Raw genomic sequence first — 16,866 nt, forward strand, 5'->3', positions numbered from 1 at the left:
GCGCACCCCTGACGGGCAGCGCCGGACAAAGCCGCACGGTCGGCCCGCTCCGCTCGCTCATGCCGGGACTCCGGTGAACCTGTGCCGCCTCGCCATGGCGCGCCTCCCCTGAACCGTCGCGCCGCAACAGCCTGCCGGGTGGGCACGCTCCTGCGACTCTGGACGCCCGACCGGAGCGCATGGCCGTGGGTTGGCTTCCTCCGCCGACGTCCTGACGGCCGTAGGCGGGCCGGGTGCAGTGTCACGCGAGCCCGGACCGGCCTGTCCGGAGCTGACGTACGCGGCCGAAGGTGCCGGCCAAAGTGATGCTGTTCTGTTACGGGATCTATGTTGTGCGCTTAGCCTGCGCTTGGTCGGGCAATGTGAGCCTTTATGGCGAGGCTAGGTCTCAACCGGCCTCCGGTCAAGAACAGATGATCAAACCACCCGGACGGAGAGAAGTTAACTCGTCACCCTCCGCCAATGAACACTCGGACGCCAGCGGGCAAAAAAGACGAACGACCAACGCCGAGTTGACTCATCGGGGCTGGTCACGTCACGGAGGCGGTCGTCGCACCCGCGCTCGTCGCATCGCCTGCGGCCCTGTGACGGGCCGGCCCGAGATCACGTCGGGTGGACGGCAGGATGGCGCGAACGCGCGGTCAACGGTCGATCTCACCCTCGGCGTCGGCGAGGGCGTCGGCGTCGATCTGCTCGGCGAACTCGGCCGCCTCGGCGCTCTGTGCGGCGATCGCGTCCTTCACCGCCCGGATCGCGACACCGGCCGGGTAGCCCTTACGGGCCAGCATGCCGACCAGCCGCCGGAACACCGCGTCCGGCTCACCCCGGACGGTCCGCAGTTTCCGCTCCACCAGCGCGCGGGCGGTCTCCGCCTCGGTGGTCTCGTCCAGCTCGTCCAACGCCTCGCTGGCCGTGTCGCCGTCCACGCCGCGCTGACGCAGCTCGTTGGCCAGCGCCCGGCGCGCCAGTCCACGGCCGGCGTGTCGGCTGCTCACCCAGGCCCGGGCGAACGCGGCGTCGTCGATGATGCCGACCTCGTCGTACCGGTCGAGGACCTGGGCTGCGGTCTCCTCGGAGATGCCCCGCCGCGCCAACGCGGTGGCCAGCTCGGCACGGGTACGCGGGCGCACCGCGAGCTGCCGCAGACAGATCTCCCGGGCCACCTCGGCCTCGTCACGAGGCGCGGCTGCCGCGTCACCGGTTGCCAAACCGCCGGCCCGTCGGGCGGAACCGGCCCGGCCCGACGCGTCCGAGGGGTCACCCGGGTCGGCGGGCCTCCGGCGGCGCGGCGGCCCCGGCGGGGACGTGGTGTGGCGTCACCCGCGCGGGGCGGGCTGGCATCCCAGCCCCGCCCCGTGCGGGCACGTCGTCCTGCCACGACTCAGGATCAGAAGTCGACCGGCGGCAGCTCCGGGCCACCGGCGGCGTCGCCCGCGCCGACCCCGACGCCGAGCTTCTCCAGGATCTTCTTCTCGATCTCGGCGGCCACGTCCGGGTTCTCCCGGAGGAACTCGCGGGCCTTCTCCTTGCCCTGGCCCAACTGGTCGCCCTCGTAGGTGTACCAGGCGCCGGACTTGCGGATGATCGACTGCTCGACACCGACGTCGATCAGCGAACCCTCGCGGGAGATGCCCTTGCCGTACATGATGTCGAACTCGGCCTGCTTGAACGGCGATGCGACCTTGTTCTTCACGACCTTGACCCGGGTGCGGTTACCGACCACGTCGGTGCCGTCCTTCAGACTCTCGATGCGCCGCACGTCGAGCCGGACCGAGGCGTAGAACTTCAGCGCCCGCCCACCGGTGGTGGTCTCGGGGCTGTTGTGCACCATGACGCCGTCGACGAAGTAGTTGTGGTTGCCCTCGACCTCGATGTCGAACCGGTTCATCGAGCGGGTCTTCGGCTTGACCCGGACATCGATGACCCGCGCCGGCACCGGCATCAGCTCCGCCGCGACGAACTGCGGCTCGACGGCGCACTGGCCCCGGAAGCGCGGCAGCAGCATGGCCCCCATCGCCGCCGGCACGTAGGGAGCGACCAGTTCCTGGAACCTCGCCGACGACTCGGTGGTGAAGACGATCGACGCCGTCTGCCGGGCCCCCCGGGCGACCAGCTTCACGTCCATCCCGTACGCGCCGCGCAGATGCTCCACCAGACGGTCGCGGCTGCCCTCCGCCATCGCCTCGACGCAGATCTCGATCCGGCCGGAGCCGCCGGCCGTGCGCTCCTGGAGGCCCTTGGAACGGACGGTGAAGCAACCGTCATCCATGTACCACACCGCGAGCGCCAGCGGAGTCAGCGCCTTGAGGTAGTCCCAGCTGAGGTGCTTTTTGCCGTCACCCAGGTAGACCGCGCGGCGCAACTCGTCCAACTCCGGCAGCGGAGTGAAGTCGACGAAAGCCGCTCCCCGGGCGTCGGTACGCCGGGAGTGGCCGATGTTGCCCAGCAGCGAGACCTTCCAGTCGAGATAGTCGACCTGCTGTGCACCGTGGCCAAGGCGGAAGCGGACACCGGAGCGGTCCTGGCGGTTCGGCGACAGGGCACCATCGCCCATCAGCGAGCCGAGCACGACCTGCCACTGCTGCTCGCTGAGGCGGCGTGACTCGGCGAGCATCACCCGGTCACCGGCGATCAGCTCACCCGCCTCCCGCCAGCCCCCCGGAGTGCGTACCAGGTGGTTGGCGGTGGCGGCGAACTGCGCCCGCCCGTTGCCGCCCGACTTGGCGACGGTGAACTGGAGGAACTGCTCCGCCGGACCGTTGTTGAACCAGTTGGTGATCCGCTTCGGCTCCACCCGGTCGGTGTCCGGGTTGTAGGAGAGAACCTCGACATTCATCCGCTGGTTGACGATCTTGCCGATCTTCTCCTGCGTGCCGTCGGCCAGCGTGACCCGGGTCGAGTACGACATGCACCCGAACATGACGCCGATCTTCTCGCGGAGCTGGTTGATGAAGATGGCGGTGGTGCCGGTGTTGTTGAGCACGCCGGTGATCTTCCGCAGCGCCTGGCTCATCAGCCGGGCCTGGAGACCCACGTGGCTGTCGCCCATCTCCCCCTCGATCTCGGCGCGCGGCACCAGCGCGGCGACCGAGTCGATCACGATGATGTCGATCGCGCCGGAGCGGACCAGCATGTCCGCGATCTCCAACGCCTGCTCGCCGGTGTCCGGCTGGGAGACCAGCAGGGCGTCGGTGTCGACACCGAGTGCCCTGGCGTACTCCGGGTCGAGCGCGTGCTCGGCGTCAATGAAGGCGGCGATGCCGCCGGCCCGCTGGGCGTTGGCCACCGCGTGCAGGGCGACCGTGGTCTTACCGCTGCTCTCCGGGCCGTACACCTCGACGACCCGACCACGGGGCAGACCGCCCACGCCGAGCGCCACGTCGAGCGCGATGGAGCCGGTCGGGATGACCGAGGTCTGGATGACCGGTCGCTCCCCCAGCCGCATCACCGAGCCCTTGCCGAACTGCTTGTCGATCTGAGCGAGAGCAAGGTCGAGCGCCTTCTCCCGGTCAGGACCTGCCGCCATCGTTGCCACCCCTGCCTTCGCCGGCGTCTTTCCTGAGCTTCGCGTCACGCGGGACACGCTAGGCGCTGGGTCCGACAGAAAACCAGCCGACTGGCCGTGGCCTGTGGACGAGCACCTCGCTGTGGACAATAGCCGAACAGGTGTACGACTCGGCAAGAGACACGCGGAAGTAACGAATCGGCTGCTCAGCGTAGCCGGGCGGGGACGCGGTCCGGATAGGCCGCGACCACGGCACGCCACACCACGTGCGTCTCCACGCCGGCCCTGAGGGCCTGCTCGATGGTCCGTCCACCGAGTTCCGACAGCACCTGGTCGCTGGCGATGCTGGCCGCGTACGCCGGCCCGAACGCCTCGGCCAGGCGCGCCCAGAAGTCGGTCAGCCGCACGTGATCAGTCCCTCCTGTCCGGTGCACCCACCGGCACCGGACGCAACGCTAGCGCCAGCAGGGGTGCCACCGCGACCGCGGCGAGCAGGGTGAGCACGGGATAGCCCGCGAGTTGCATGACAAACCCGCTGAGTGCTCCGGCCAACGCGCCCGCCAGCCCCATGAGCAGGTCGGACAGCCCCTGGGCGCTGGGCCGCACCTCGTCCGGCACCGACTCCGACAGCAGGGTGGAGCCGGCCACCATGGTCGCCGACCAGCCGAGCCCGAGCAGGATCAGCCCGACGGTGAGCCGGGGCGTGTGGTGCCCGGCGGTGCCGGCGACCGCGCAGGCGGCCAGCAGCGTCGCGATCCCGCCGAGGATGACCGGGCGCCGGCCGAACCGGTCGGCGAGCCAGCCGACCACCGGCGCCAGCGCGTACATGCCGGCGATGTGCAGGCTCAGCACCAGCCCGACCACCGGCAGCACCTCGTCGACGGCGTAGTACTCCCGCAGGTGCACCGGGGTCATCGCCATCACCGCCACCATCACCAGATGGCCCACGGCCACGGCGGACACGCCGAGCCGGGCGGCCGGTCGGGCGCGTACCACCGACCAGGCGGCGCGCATGCCTCCGCCGCGCCGGGCCGGCGCGGCCGGCGCCGGGATCGGGCCGGCCGGGGCGAGCGCGGACGCCGCCTGGGCCGGCTCGGCCGGTGCCGGTGGCGGACCGGGCGGGGTCGGCTCGGACTCGCCGGCCCGGGCCGCCGCGAGCCGGCGCGCGGTGAGCAGCGGATCGGGCCGCAACCACAGCAGCAGTACGCCGGCGGCGAGCACGAACGCGACGGCGCTGAACGCGAACGGGCCGGACAGTGCCGGCAGCCCCCAGCCGCTGGTGGTCCGGTCGGCGAGGGCGGCGAAGTTCGGGGCGGCCACCGCGCCGATGGTGGTGGCCCAGACGATCAGCGACAGTTGTCGGGCGCGCCGGTCCGGTTCGGCGAGGTCGACCGCGGCGTAGCGGGCCTGGAGGTTGGCGGCGGAGCCGCCGCCGAAGAGGAGCATGCCGAGAAAGAGCAGCGGGACCGACCGGGTCGCCGCGGCGAGCACCACGAGCGCTCCGCCCACCGCCCCGACCAGGTACGCGACGGCCAGGCCGGGGCGGCGGCCGTACCCGGTGATGATCCGGGTGACCGGGACGGCGAGCAGGGCCGCACCGACCACGGCGGCGCTCTGCGCCAGGCCGGCCACGGCGGTGCCGGCGATCTCGGCGGCGAGCAGGGCGCCGACGGCGATGCCGATGGTCACGCCGATGCCGCCGACGACCTGGGTGGTGAAGAGCAGCCGCAGGGTGCGCCGCTGGATGGGCGCGACGTCCGGGTACGCCGGTGTGGTCGTCAGGTCAGTGGCCAACGGGAGGCTCCTTGGTAAGGGGTGACCATCCTTTCGCACCCGACCGACGGTCGGCAGCCCGGTTTTCGTCACAGCCCCAGGCCGCGGCCGATGATCTCCTTCATGATCTCCGTGGTGCCGCCGTAGATGGTCTGCACCCGGCTGTCCAACCAGGCCCGCGCCACCGGGTACTCCGCCATGAAGCCGTAGCCGCCGTGCAACTGCACGCACCGGTCGGCGACCCGGTTCTGCAACTCCGTGGTCCACCACTTGGCCTTGGCCGCGTCGGTCACCGACAGCCGGCCGGCGTTGAACTCGGCAACGCAGTGGTTGACGAAGGTCCGCGCGATGGTGACCTCGGTGTCCAGTTCGGCGAGGAGGAACCGGTTGTGCTGGAACTTCCCGATGGGCCGGCCGAACGCCTCCCGGGTACGCGCGTAGTCGAGGGTGAGGGCGAGCAGCCGTTCCGCGGCGGCGACCGCGGCCACGGCGATGCTGAGCCGTTCCCGGGGCAGGTTGGCCATCAGGTGGTAGAAGCCGTGGTTCTCGGTGCCGAGGAGGTTGGCGGCCGGTACCCGACAGTCGTCGAAGAAGAGTTCGGCGGTGTCGTTGGCCTTCAGCCCGACCTTGGCCAGCCGGCGACCCCGGGTGAAGCCGGCGGTCCCGGTCTCCACCGCGATCAGGCTCACGCCGTGGGCGCCCTCGTCGGCGGTACGGGCCACCACGATCACCAGGTCGGCCAGCTCACCGTTGGTGATGAACGTCTTCTGCCCGTTGAGCAGGTAGCTGTCGCCGTCGCGGACGGCGGTGGTGCGGACGCCGGCCAGGTCGGAGCCGGCGCCGGGTTCGCTCATCGCGATGGCGGTGACCAGGTCGCCGGAGCAGAACCGGGGCAGCCAGCGCTGGCGCTGATCCTCGGTGGTCAGCTCGGTGAGGTACGGCGCGACCACGTCGTTGTGCAGGCCGAAGCCGAGCCCGGAGCAGCCCGAGTTGACGATTTCCTCGACCAGGACGGCGTTGTACCGGAAGTCCCGCTGTCCGCCGCCGCCGTACGCCTCGTCGACGTCCGGGCCGAGCAGTCCGGCGGCGCCGGCCTTCCGCCACACCTCGCGGTCGACGATGCCGTCGGCCTCCCAGCGGTCGTGGTACGGCACGGCCTCGCGGTCCAGGAAGCGTCGGCACAGGTCGCGGAACGCGTCGTGGTCGGGCTGGTAGAGGTGCTGCTGCATGGCGGCAAGTGTGGCACCGCCGGGCGCGGGCGTCAGCCGGCGAGGGCGCGGGAGACGACGGTGAGGTCGGCGACCAGCCCGTCGTACGCGACGTCCTGGTTGTCGGCTCGCAGCACGGCGGACGGGTGGATGGTGGCCAGCAGTTGGGCCGGTGGTGCGTCGGCGGCGTGGCCGGTGTTGTCGACCGGCACCTGGTGGAAGTCCTCGGGGCGCTGGGCGGCGGCCGGCCAGGGCAGCAGCTCACCGCGCTGACGGGTGACCCGGAACGTCGGGCCGAGCAGCGCCTTCGCCGCGGTCGCCCCGAGTACCACGATCACCTCGGGGGCCAGCTGGGCGAACTCGGCCACCAGCCAGGGCCGACAGGCGGTGATGTGTACCCGGTCGGGGGTCTGGTGGATGCGCCGCTTGCCGCGTACTTCGAAGCGGAAGTGCTTCACGGCGTTGGTGAGGTAGATGTGGGCCGGGTCGAGGCCGGCGTCGTCGACCGCCTTGCGGAGCAGCCGACCGGCCGGGCCGACGAAGGGCAGCCCCTTCTGGTCTTCAATGTCGCCGGGCTGCTCACCGACGAAGACCACCCGGGCGCTGGCGTCGCCTCGGCCGAAGACGGTCTGTGTGGCGTCCCGGTACAGCTCGCAGCCCCGGCAGCCGGTGGCGGCCGCCCGCAGCTCGTCGAGGGTGTCGGCCTGCGGCGGAATGAACCGCTGTGCGCCGGGCGCGGTGTCGGTGTCGGCCATGGCGACTGTTCTACCCGGTTCGGTGCGGCCCACGCGAGCCAGCGGCGACGCGTCGCTCCGCGCGCCCGACCGTTCACGCCTCACGTGTCGTGGGGGCGGCAGGGGTCTGCTCAGGCGGTGAAGCCTGGGGGCGGGGTGGGGCGGGCCGCGTGGGCGACCGTGTCGGCGAACGCCGGGATCTCCTTGTCGTGCAGGTCGCTGACGGTGATGCGCAGTCCGGGCGGGCCGGCGATCCGGTAGAGCGCGCCCGGCGCGACCACCCAGCCGGCGTCGCGGAGCACGGTCAGCGCGCTGGTCTCGTCGTCCACCGGTACCCAGACGTTGATGCCGGTGCGGCCGTGGGCGGGCAGGCCACGGTCGGTGAGGGCGGTGACCAGCGCGTGACGCCGTCGTTCGTAACTCTGCGCCGCCCGGTCGACAAGGGCGGTCGTCTCCGGGTCCGCCCAGAGCGAGAGCACGAGCCGTTGCAGCACGGTGGAGACCCAGCCGGTGCCGACCCTTGCCCGGCCGGCCACCCGCGCCACCGTGGTCTCGTCCGCGGCCAGCACGGCCAGGCGCAGGTCGGGGCCGAAGGGCTTGCTGACCGAGCGGAGGAAGGCCCAGTGGGTGGTGGCTCCGGCGAGCGGGTGCAGCGGTACGCGAGCCAGTTCGGCGGCGTGGTCGTCCTCGATCAGCAGCAGGTCGGCCCGGCTGGCGAGCAGGGCGCGTAGGGCGTCGGCCCGGTCGGCGGAGATTGCCGCGCCGGTGGGGTTCTGGGCCCGGCTGGTCACGATGAGCGCTCGTGCTCCGGCGTCGAGGGCGGCGGCGACTCCCGCGACGATCGGCCCGTCGTCGTCGACGGGCATGCCGATCGGCCGTAGCCCGAGGGCGGCCAGCAGGTCGAGCAGGCCGGCCCAGCCCGGATCCTCCACGGCGACCGCGTCACCGTGGCGCAGGTGCGCGTCGAGCAGACGCTCGATGCCGTCCAGTGCACCGCCGGTGAGGGTCAGCCCGGGCGCTGGTACCCCGTCGGCGGCCAGTCGAGCCCCGGCCGCCTCGGTCATCTCGGGTAGCACACCGAGGTCGGGATAGCCCACGGGGTCGCCGACGGTGTCGGCGAGGGCGGCCAGGTGCCGACGCAGCGGCGGCAGCAGCCGCTGGTCGGGTTGACCTCGGGACAGGTCACGCAGACCGGGTGCGGGCGGCGGGCGCAGGGCGGCTCGGCGGGCGGCGACCGGCGGTCGGGGGCGTACCCGGGTGCCGCGCCGGCCGGCGGTGACGACGAGTCCGCGACGGCGCAGCTCGGCGTAGGCCCGGGAGACGGTGGCGGGGCTGACGGCCAGGTCGGCGGCGAGCGTGCGCACCGGTGGCAGTGGGTCGCCGGGAGCGAGGGCGGCGTCGCGGATGGCGGATTCGATGCTGGCCGAAATCTCGACGGCCGTCGCACCGGTCACCTGATAGCGTGCTGACACAAAGATGGGATTGTACTAGAACAAAGGTGGAGGCATGTACCCGCAGACCACCCGCACCACCGCCAGCCGTTCCCGGGACCGGATGAGCTACGACCGGATCGCCGCGCACGCCGTACTCGACGAGGCGTACCACTGCGCGCTCGGGTTCACCGTCGACGGCGAGCCCCGGGTGCTGCCCACGCTGCACGTGCGCATCGGCGACACGCTCTACCTGCACGGCTCCACCGGCAGCCGGCCGCTGCTCGCGGCCCGTGTCGACGGCCTTCCGGTATGCGTCGCGGTCACCCTGCTCGACGGGCTGGTCTACGGGCGCTCCCAGTTCCACCACAGCGCCAACTACCGGTCGGTGATCGCGCACGGCACCGCACACCTGGTCACCGACCCGGACGAGAAGACCGACGTGCTGACCGCCCTGGTGGAGAAGGTCGGCACCGGCCGCGCGGCGGACAGCCGACCGCCGAGCCGACGGGAGCTGGCCGAGACCGCCGTGCTGGCGTTGCCGCTGACGGAGGTGTCGCTGCGCACCCGCACCGGCGGGGTACGCGACGACCCGGCCGATCTCGACCTGGCGCACTGGGCCGGGGTGGTGCCGCTACGGCTGACCCCGGCCGGCCGGAGCCGGACGCCGGGGTCACCGCGCCGCTGCCGCCGTACCTGCGCCCGCGCCGCTCGCCCTGGCACGAACCGGCGGTGCTGCGCGGTGCCCACGTGCTGCTGGAGCCGCTCGACCTGGCACACGCCGACGAGTTGTACGCGGCCACCGCCGACGCCGAGGTCTGGCGGCACCTCACCCGACCGCTGCCGACCGGGCCGGGGCAGGTGCGTGAGGTGATCATCGAAGCCCTTGCCGACCAGCAGCGGGTCGCCTGGGTGCAACGGTGCGCGGTCACCGGCGCGGTGGTCGGCTCCACCTCGTACTACGAGATCGACCCGGCGCGTCGGTCGGTGGCGATCGGGCACACCATGCTCGGGCGGCCGTGGTGGCGTACCGGGATCAACACCGAGGCGAAGCTGCTGCTGCTCGCCCGCGCCTTCGACGAACTCGACGCGGTGCGGGTGGTCTGGCACACCGACATCCGCAACGAGCGTTCGCAGCGGGCCATCGAGCGGCTCGGCGCGACCCGGGAGGGGGTGCTGCGGATGCACCGGTTGCGGCCGGACGGCTCGTGGCGGGACACCGTGCAGTATGCGATGACCGTCGACGAGTGGCCGAAAGCACAGGTCAGCCTGCGGGAAAGGCTTCGTGCCCAGCCCATGTCGGCCCGATGATGTCGGACGTGCTGGGAATCACCGACCTCTGGACGTACGTGCTGGGCACCGTGGCCATCGTGCTGCTGCCCGGCCCCAATTCGTTGTTCGTCCTCTCCACCGCCGCGCGGCGTGGCGTCGGCGTCGGCTACCGGGCGGCGAGCGGCGTCTGGGTCGGTGACGCGATCCTGATGTTCCTCTCCGCCGCGGGAGTGGCGTCGCTGCTCAAGGCGTACCCGCCGGTCTTCCTTGTGATCAAGTACGCGGGCGCGGCGTACCTGGGCTATGTGGGGTTGACCATGCTGCGCGGGGCGTGGCGACGCTGGCGGGAACGCAACGACCCGGCCACCCCGCGGTTGATCGATGCCGCGGAGCCGGCGGCGATGCGCAGCCCGTTCCGCAAGGCGCTGGTGATCAGTCTGCTCAACCCGAAGGCGATCCTGTTCTTCGTCTCGTTCTTCATCCAGTTCGTCGATCCGACCTACCCCTGGCCGGCACTGTCGTTCCTGCTGCTCGGTCTGATCGCCCAGGTGACCAGCGCGCTCTACCTGACTGCGTTGATCTTCGCGGGTACCTTCCTGGCCGCCCAGTTCAGTCGGCGTCGCCGGCTGGCGGCCGGCGCGACAAGCGCGGTCGGTGCGCTCTTCCTCGGCTTCGGCCTCAAGCTCGCCCAGGGCTGAGCGGCGTCCGGGAGATCTCGTGCCGCCGCCACCGTCGCCACCGCCGCCCTCGCCGCCGCCGACACCCGCGCCGCCCGCGTCGCCACCGAATGTCGGGCCGGGTGGCAGCGGCCGGTCGGGTGGGCGGCTGACGTGGGCCGACTCGGGGACGGGGGCTGACCAGTCGGCGTGTGCCGCGGCGGCGGCGTGCCGGTTGATCGCTTCGCGCAGCCACCCGTCCACGGTGCTCACCCAGTCCCGCTGGTCGGCGCCAACGTGCCAGATCCGGAACCGGCTGATGCTGGTGTGGGTGATTCCGGCCAGCGCCAACCGCCGGTCGCACCAGAGGATCACCTCCAGGCCGGCGGAGTTGGTCACGAAGATCACCTCCAGCTCGGTGATCGGCCCGGCGTAGAGCGGACCGACCCAGAAGCCCCACCGCTGGTGCAGGGGCAGGGCCTGCTCCACGCCGGGTAGCCGGCCGTCGACCAGGCCGGACTGGCGGACGCGGAAGCCGAGCGTGTCCAGGGCGGCCAGGATGTGCTGCTGGGTCGGCAGCGGATGGACCAGAACCGGCACCATCGCCCCCTGGTCCAGGGTGGCGTCGATCGCCACCTCGGTACGCAGTCCCATCCGCAGGCTGAGCAAGGGCACCCCACCCAGCGTGGTCACCGGCGTCTCCCACGGCACCGGGAACTCGAACGGGATCGACCGGGCCCGTCCGGCCCGCAGCACCATCGCGTCCGCCACCTGCGCCTGATGGAACTGCACCAGCCGGCGGGGAGCCTCCGGATCGTCCGGCTCGACCGTGCTGACCAGGCCGAGCCGGACGTGCCGGACCGCTACGTCGACGGAGCCGGCGATCAGGTTCACCCGCCCCGGCAGGCGCAGGCCGGGACGGGTGCTCGGGTTGGCCAGCGCGGTCTGCACCGTCAGGCCCGTTCCGCCCGATCCCGGTGACACCCCCGTCAGCCGCACCCGTTACCCCTATCTGAGCCGGCGTACCGCGCGCGGGATCGGATCGGTCTCGTCGTCGAACTCCCCGATGACCTCCTCCAGCAGGTCCTCCAGCGCGACGAAGCCGACCGGCCGGGTGGGTCCACCGCCGTTGCGGACCAGGGCGAGTTGGGACTGGCGGGCCCGCATCACGGCCACCGCCTCGGTCACGGTGGCGGTGTCGGGCAGCGTGATGGCGTCGTTCATCAGGTCCGCCGCGGTGGCGTCGGGTCGACCGGCGGTGGCCCGTACCGCCTCCCGTACGTGCACCAGGCCGCAGACGTCACCGGCGGCGTCCAGCACCGCCAGCCGGGACCGGCCGCTGTCCCGGCTGACCTGCTCGATGCGGTTCGCCGGATCGTCCCGGCGCACGGTCACCATCCGGTCGAACGGTTCCATCACCTGGGCGACCGTCGTGCCCTGCAACTCCAGCATGCTGGTGAGCAGTTCGTGCTGGGCGGCGCCGAGCAGCCCGTGTTCCCGGGACTGTTCCAGCAGCATGCGCAGCTCGTCCGGGCCGTGCACCTGGGCCAACTGGTCCTGCGGGTTCACCTTCACCAGCCGCAGCATGGCGTTGGCCACCGCGTTGAGCACCGACAGCACCGGGCGGGCCACCCGGGCGAAGGCCCGGAACGGCAGGGCCAACAGCAGCGCGGACCGCTCCGGGTGGGTGATCGCCCAGGACTTCGGTGCCATCTCACCGACCACCAGGTGCAGGAAGGTGACCAGGCTCAGCGCGAAGATCAACGCGATCACGTGGCTGGCGCCGTACGGCACGCCGACCGCGTGCAGCAGCGGACTGAGCAGCCGCTCGATCGCCGGCTCGGCCAGCGCGCCGAGGCCCAGCGTGCACAGGGTGATGCCGAGTTGCGCGCCGGCCAGCATCAGCGACAGCTCACGCACGCCGTCGAGGGCGGCCCGGGCGGCCCGGCCGCCGCCGGCCGCCGCCTGTTCCAGGCGGTACCGCTTGCTCGCCACCAGGGCGAACTCGGCGGCGACGAAGAAGCCGTTGAGCGCCAGCAGGACCACCGAGGTGATCAGCGCGAATCCGGTGCTCATGCCGTCACCTCCGACTGCCCGCCGGTGACCTGGAGGCGGACCGAGTCGGCCACGTGCCGATCCACCGCGAGCACCTCGACCAGGGCGCGCGGTGGCACCTGGCCGTTCTCGCCGTCGGCCGGCAGGCTGATCTCCAGCCGGTCACCGACCTCGGGCACCCGGCCCAGCTCCCGCATGACCAGCCCGGAGAGGGTGTCGTACTCGGCCCCCTCGGGCAGGGCGATGCCGGTGCTGTCGGCGACCTCGTCGATGCGCCAGCGGGCGGGCACCACCCAGGAGCCGTCCTCCTGCCGCGTCGGGGCCCGCTCCGGCGGGTCGTCCTCGTCGCGGATCGGGCCGACCAGTTCCTCGGCGATGTCCTCGAGCGTGATGACTCCGGCGAAACCGCCGTACTCGTCGACCACGCAGGCGAGCTGGCGGTGCCCGGAGCGCAGCCGGTCCAGCACGGTGGGCAGCGGCAGTGTCTCGGGCACCAGCAGCGGCGGTACGGCGACCGCGCTGACCGGGGTGGCGGCCCGCTCGGCCGGTGGTACCTGGAGCACGTCGGCGATGCCGATCACGCCGACCAGGTCGTCGACGCCCTCCGCGCCGCGTACCGGGAAGCGGGAGCGGCCGGTGTCGAGCAGCTCGACCACCCGGCTCACCGGCTCGTGCGCGCGTACGGTGTGCACGTCGACCCGGGGCACCATCGCCTCACCGGCCGTCAACTGCCGGAAGTCGAGCCCCCGGTCCAGCAGCTCCGACATGTCGGCGTCGAGATGCCCCTCCAACCGGGACTCGGCGATGATCTGTTCCAGGTCCTCCGGGGTGGCGCCGCTGGGCAGTTCCTCGATCGGCTCGATGCCGACCCGCCGCAGCAGCCGCACCGCGGACTTGTCGAAGAGCTTGATCAACGGCCCGGCCATGGCCAGGTAGACCAGGGTGGACCGGGACAACGCCCGGGCCACCTGTTCGGGCCGGGCGATGGCCAGGTTCTTCGGGGCCAGCTCCCCCACCACCATCTGCACCACAGTGGCGATGACCAGGGCCAGCGCGACTGACAGCGGCAGGCTGACGCCGGTGGAGACACCGGCCACGCCGAGCAGCTCGGCCAGGCCGGCACCGAGGTACGGCTCGGCGACGTAACCGACGAGCAGTGCGGTCACGGTGATGCCGAGCTGTGCGCCGGAGAGCATGAACGAGAGCCGTCCAGCGACCTCCAGGGCCCGGACGGACGCCTGGTCACCTTCGGCGGCGAGCTGCTTCAGCTTGCCGCGGTCGACCGCGACGTAGCCGAACTCCTGCGCGACGAAGTACCCCGTCGCGACGGTCAAGACAACGATCAGAAGAAGACCGACGAGGATCAACACGGGAGGTTCAGGGCTCCCGGGGTCGTCGGTGCGTAGGGATGCCGGGGCCTACCCGGCTGGCTACTGCTGCCCTCCTGGGCAGAAGAGTCGATCATGTGGTCATTCTACCGGCGGCGTGGCCCGGGCCGGGCGGGTGTGCTTACTCATCGTGCCCGCCGGCCGGGACGGCTCAGTGGTCGGCGAGTTCGTCGGCGTCGAGCAGGTCCCGGTCCACCCGCCCGGCCCGGTACGCGGCCCGACCGATCATCTGGGCGGCGACCGGGGCGGTGGCCAGTTGAAAGACCCCGACGAGAACGATCATGCCGAGGTCGGCCGGGCTGCGCAGCCGCAGACCCACCCCCAGCAGCAGGAGCAGCACGCCGAGCACCTGCGGCTTGGTGGCCGCGTGCATGCGACTCAGCGTGTCCGGGAAGCGCAGCACCCCGATCGCGGCGGCCAGGCTCAGCAGCGCACCGGTGACGAGGCTGACCGCAGCCAGCCAGTCCGCGACGGCGCCCGGTGTCACGGCCGGTCCCGGACGGCGAAGCGGACCAGCGAGACGGATCCGACGAAGCCGAGCAGGGCGAGGACCACCAGCACCGGCAGGGTGGTGGCGTGCCGGTTGACCGCGGCCTCCGCGCCGACGGCGCCGACCATGGTGGCGAGCAGCATGTCGGCCGCGACGACCCGGTCCAGCAGCGTCGGACCCCGGTAGAGGCGGACGAGGGCGAGCAGCGCGGTCACCGACAGCAAACTGGTGAGCACGACGGCGAGGAAGATGGTCACGGGAACTCCTTGTCCACTTCTCCGGTACGCGTCCGGCGTAGTTCGGCGGTCGAGCCGATCGCCGCTACGATCCGCCCTTCCACGGCGCGGACCTGGTCACGGCTGGCGGCGAGCGAGGCGGGGCCGCGTACGTCGAGCACGTGCACGTAGAGGATTCCGGCGTCCCGGTCCACCTCGATGATCAAAGTGCCGGGCACCAGGGAGAGCACCTCGGCGGTGAGGGCGAGGTTGAGGTCGGTGGGCAGCCGCAGCCGCACGCCGATGATCGCCGAACGGGGCGTGTAGCCGGGCTGCACCGCGATCCGGGCGACGTGGGCGCTGGCCCGGACCAACTCGACGACGAACCGGCCGCCGAAGACCAGCAGCCCCCACGGCCGGAGCCGGCCGTGGAAGGTCACCGGCGGCAACGGGAAGAACAGCAGCACCACTCCGGCGGTCAGCAGCCCGCCGAGCAGGTTGCCCCAGGTGAACTCCCCCCAGAACAGGTTCCAGGCGAGCACCAGCCAGCCGTAGGCGATCAGTTGGTCACGCCATCGGCCGATCCGGGTGCGCCGCTCCGGCGCCTCGGGCGTGGTCACGACGCCCCGCCGGGCAGGACGGCCCGCACGTACGGGGTGCGCTCGATCAGATCCGCCGCCGCCCGCCCGGTGACGTCGAACAACGGTCCGGCCACGAAGGTCAACGACACGCCGAGCACCACCAGGGCGACCGTGGCGCCGACCATCAGCGCGGGCAGCGGGGCGGTCGGCGCGACCGTTTGGCAGGGCGAGCGCCAGAAGGCGATGTTCCACACCCGGCTCGCCACGTAGAGGGTGAGCAGGCTGGTCACGGCACCGACGGCCACCAGCGTCCAGGGCAGCGGACCGCCCACGGCGACACCGGCCTGGAGCAGGCCGAGCTTGCCCAGGAAGCCGGAGAACGGCGGGATACCCGCCAGGTTCATCGCCGAGACGAAGAAGAGCACGCCCACCAGGGGCGCCAGTCGGGCCAGCCCGCCGAGGCGGCGCAGGTCGGTGCTGCCGGCCCGCTGCTCGACCAGCCCGGAGATCAGGAACAGGGTGGTCTGGATGGTGATGTGGTGGACCACGTAGAAGATGGCACCGACCAGCCCGGCGACCGTGCTCAGCCCCACCCCGAAGATCATGTAACCGATGTGACTGACGAGCGTGAACGACAGCAGCCGCTTGATGTCCGACTGGGCCACCGCGCCGAGGATGCCGACCAGCATGGTCAGGCCGGCCGCCACCATCAGCAGTTCCCCGGCCTGCTGCCCAGGGAAGAGCAGGGTCTGGGTCCGGATGATCGCGTACACGCCGACCTTGGTGAGCAGGCCGGCGAAGACCGCGGTGACCGGGGCCGGTGCCGTCGGATAGCTGTCGGGCAGCCAGGCCGACAGCGGGAAGACCGCCGCCTTGATCCCGAAGGCCACCAGCAGCATCAGTTGCAGGCTCAGTCGTACGCCGCCCGGTAGCGCGTCCAGTCGCGCGGTGAGCTGTGCCAGGTTGAGGGTGCCGGTGGCCGCGTAGACCAGGCCCACCGAGATCAGGAAGATCATCGACGCCAGGACGTTGACCACGACGTAGGTGGAGCCGGTCCGGATGCGTGGCCCGGTGCCGTTGAGGGTGATCAGGACGAAGCTCGCGGCGAGCAGCATCTCGAAGCCGACGAAGAGGTTGAACAGGTCACCGGCGAGGAACGCGTTGCACACGCCGGCGGTCAGCACGAGGTAGGTGGGGTGGAAGATCGCCACCGGGGACCGCTCCCCGACCTCCGCCTGGCCCTGCCCGATCGAGTACAGCAGCACGCAGAGGGTCACCGCCGAGGAGACCACCAGCATCAGCGCGGCCAGTTGGTCGGCGACCAGCACAATGCCCACCGGCGCCGGCCAGCCGCCGATCTGCACCACCAGTGGGCCCTGCCGGTACGCCTGGACCAGCAGGACGACCGCCACCACCAGGCTGGTGCTCAGGCACCCCACGCTCACCGTCCGCTGGGTCCACGGCCGGCCCGCCAGCAGCAGGGTCAGCGCGGCACCCAGCAGCGGCAGCACCACCGGCAGCGGCACGAGAGTGTTCATCGCCGCCACCGGTCCGGTCCG

14 protein-coding genes and 4 pseudogenes are annotated in these 16,866 nt (G+C 71.9%); 2 read left to right on the top strand and 16 right to left on the bottom strand.

Annotation, left to right across the window (positions count from 1 at the left end):
• Positions 1–641: 641 nt before the first annotated feature.
• From ENC19_RS03195 to ENC19_RS03225, 9 genes and pseudogenes are all read right to left on the bottom strand, one after another.
• Positions 642–1,208, bottom strand: coding sequence for a regulatory protein RecX (locus ENC19_RS03195; RefSeq protein ID WP_166457902.1), 567 nt, complete (start codon positions 1,206–1,208; stop codon positions 642–644).
• Between the two features lie 179 nt (positions 1,209–1,387).
• Positions 1,388–1,888: a hypothetical protein gene (locus ENC19_RS31240; RefSeq protein WP_269742610.1), complete on the bottom strand. Its 501-nt coding sequence runs from the start codon at positions 1,886–1,888 to the stop codon at positions 1,388–1,390.
• Positions 1,889–2,059: 171 nt separating this feature from the next.
• A pseudogene (locus ENC19_RS31655) lies at positions 2,060–2,614 on the bottom strand (LAGLIDADG endonuclease); the annotation flags it as partial.
• Between the two features lie 60 nt (positions 2,615–2,674).
• Positions 2,675–3,526 (bottom strand): annotated as a pseudogene (recA, locus tag ENC19_RS31250) (recombinase RecA); the annotation flags it as partial.
• A 185-nt stretch (positions 3,527–3,711) separates the two neighbouring features.
• Positions 3,712–3,912 (bottom strand): DUF3046 domain-containing protein, encoded by a 201-nt coding sequence (locus ENC19_RS03205; RefSeq protein ID WP_164445618.1) that lies wholly within the window; start codon positions 3,910–3,912, stop codon positions 3,712–3,714.
• A 4-nt stretch (positions 3,913–3,916) separates the two neighbouring features.
• Complete coding sequence (locus tag ENC19_RS03210) at positions 3,917–5,299, bottom strand: MFS transporter (RefSeq protein ID WP_164445619.1); 1,383 nt, start codon at positions 5,297–5,299, stop codon at positions 3,917–3,919.
• Positions 5,300–5,367: 68 nt separating this feature from the next.
• Positions 5,368–6,507: an acyl-CoA dehydrogenase family protein gene (locus ENC19_RS03215; protein WP_164445620.1), complete on the bottom strand. Its 1,140-nt coding sequence runs from the start codon at positions 6,505–6,507 to the stop codon at positions 5,368–5,370.
• 32 nt (positions 6,508–6,539) lie between these two features.
• A complete protein-coding gene (locus tag ENC19_RS03220; RefSeq protein ID WP_164445621.1) occupies positions 6,540–7,241 on the bottom strand; it encodes a UdgX family uracil-DNA binding protein in 702 nt (233 codons plus the stop codon).
• A 110-nt stretch (positions 7,242–7,351) separates the two neighbouring features.
• Complete coding sequence (locus ENC19_RS03225; protein ID WP_164445622.1) at positions 7,352–8,692, bottom strand: aminotransferase class I/II-fold pyridoxal phosphate-dependent enzyme; 1,341 nt, start codon at positions 8,690–8,692, stop codon at positions 7,352–7,354.
• A gap of 34 nt (positions 8,693–8,726) precedes the next feature.
• Here ENC19_RS03225 and ENC19_RS03230 point away from each other — a divergent pair.
• Positions 8,727–9,961: pseudogene (locus ENC19_RS03230) on the top strand (bifunctional pyridoxamine 5'-phosphate oxidase family protein/GNAT family N-acetyltransferase).
• Positions 9,958–10,620 (top strand): leucine efflux protein LeuE, encoded by a 663-nt coding sequence (leuE, locus tag ENC19_RS03235; RefSeq protein ID WP_164445623.1) that lies wholly within the window; start codon positions 9,958–9,960, stop codon positions 10,618–10,620. The pseudogene ENC19_RS03230 and the gene leuE overlap by 4 nt, the downstream one beginning before the upstream one ends.
• A 39-nt stretch (positions 10,621–10,659) precedes the next feature.
• Here leuE and ENC19_RS03240 read toward each other — a convergent pair.
• The 7 genes and pseudogenes from ENC19_RS03240 to ENC19_RS03270 form a co-directional block, all read right to left on the bottom strand.
• Positions 10,660–11,577: pseudogene (locus ENC19_RS03240) on the bottom strand (sporulation protein); the annotation flags it as partial.
• A 9-nt stretch (positions 11,578–11,586) separates the two neighbouring features.
• Complete coding sequence (locus ENC19_RS03245) at positions 11,587–12,654, bottom strand: hemolysin family protein (protein WP_164445624.1); 1,068 nt, start codon at positions 12,652–12,654, stop codon at positions 11,587–11,589.
• Positions 12,651–14,003, bottom strand: coding sequence for a hemolysin family protein (locus ENC19_RS03250; protein WP_164445625.1), 1,353 nt, complete (start codon positions 14,001–14,003; stop codon positions 12,651–12,653). Before ENC19_RS03250 ends, ENC19_RS03245 begins: the two co-directional genes overlap by 4 nt.
• A 169-nt stretch (positions 14,004–14,172) precedes the next feature.
• Entirely contained in the window at positions 14,173–14,508 is a 336-nt protein-coding gene (gene mnhG / locus ENC19_RS03255; protein ID WP_164445626.1) for a monovalent cation/H(+) antiporter subunit G, read from the bottom strand.
• Positions 14,505–14,768 carry a monovalent cation/H+ antiporter complex subunit F gene (locus tag ENC19_RS03260; protein WP_164445627.1) on the bottom strand — a complete coding sequence of 88 codons (264 nt, stop codon included), beginning with the start codon at positions 14,766–14,768 and terminating at the stop codon, positions 14,505–14,507. Before ENC19_RS03260 ends, mnhG begins: the two co-directional genes overlap by 4 nt.
• Positions 14,765–15,346, bottom strand: a complete 582-nt coding sequence (locus ENC19_RS03265) for a Na+/H+ antiporter subunit E (RefSeq protein ID WP_164445628.1) — start codon at positions 15,344–15,346, stop codon at positions 14,765–14,767. Before ENC19_RS03265 ends, ENC19_RS03260 begins: the two co-directional genes overlap by 4 nt.
• Complete coding sequence (locus ENC19_RS03270) at positions 15,343–16,845, bottom strand: Na+/H+ antiporter subunit D (protein ID WP_164445629.1); 1,503 nt, start codon at positions 16,843–16,845, stop codon at positions 15,343–15,345. The genes ENC19_RS03265 and ENC19_RS03270 overlap by 4 nt, the downstream gene beginning before the upstream one ends.
• Between the last annotated feature and the right edge of the window lie 21 nt (positions 16,846–16,866).

The organism is Verrucosispora sioxanthis (assembly GCF_010560025.1).
Lineage (GTDB): Bacteria > Actinomycetota > Actinomycetes > Mycobacteriales > Micromonosporaceae > Micromonospora > Micromonospora palythoicola.

Coding starts and splice junctions, on each gene's coding strand:
- ENC19_RS31240 (WP_269742610.1), bottom strand. CDS start 1,888: ATGAACCGGTTCGACATCGAGGTCGAGGGCAACCACAACTACTTCGTC.
- ENC19_RS03215 (WP_164445620.1), bottom strand. CDS start 6,507: ATGCAGCAGCACCTCTACCAGCCCGACCACGACGCGTTCCGCGACCTG.
- ENC19_RS03220 (WP_164445621.1), bottom strand. CDS start 7,241: ATGGCCGACACCGACACCGCGCCCGGCGCACAGCGGTTCATTCCGCCG.
- leuE (WP_164445623.1), top strand. CDS start 9,958: ATGATGTCGGACGTGCTGGGAATCACCGACCTCTGGACGTACGTGCTG.
- ENC19_RS03245 (WP_164445624.1), bottom strand. CDS start 12,654: ATGAGCACCGGATTCGCGCTGATCACCTCGGTGGTCCTGCTGGCGCTC.
- ENC19_RS03270 (WP_164445629.1), bottom strand. CDS start 16,845: ATGAACACTCTCGTGCCGCTGCCGGTGGTGCTGCCGCTGCTGGGTGCC.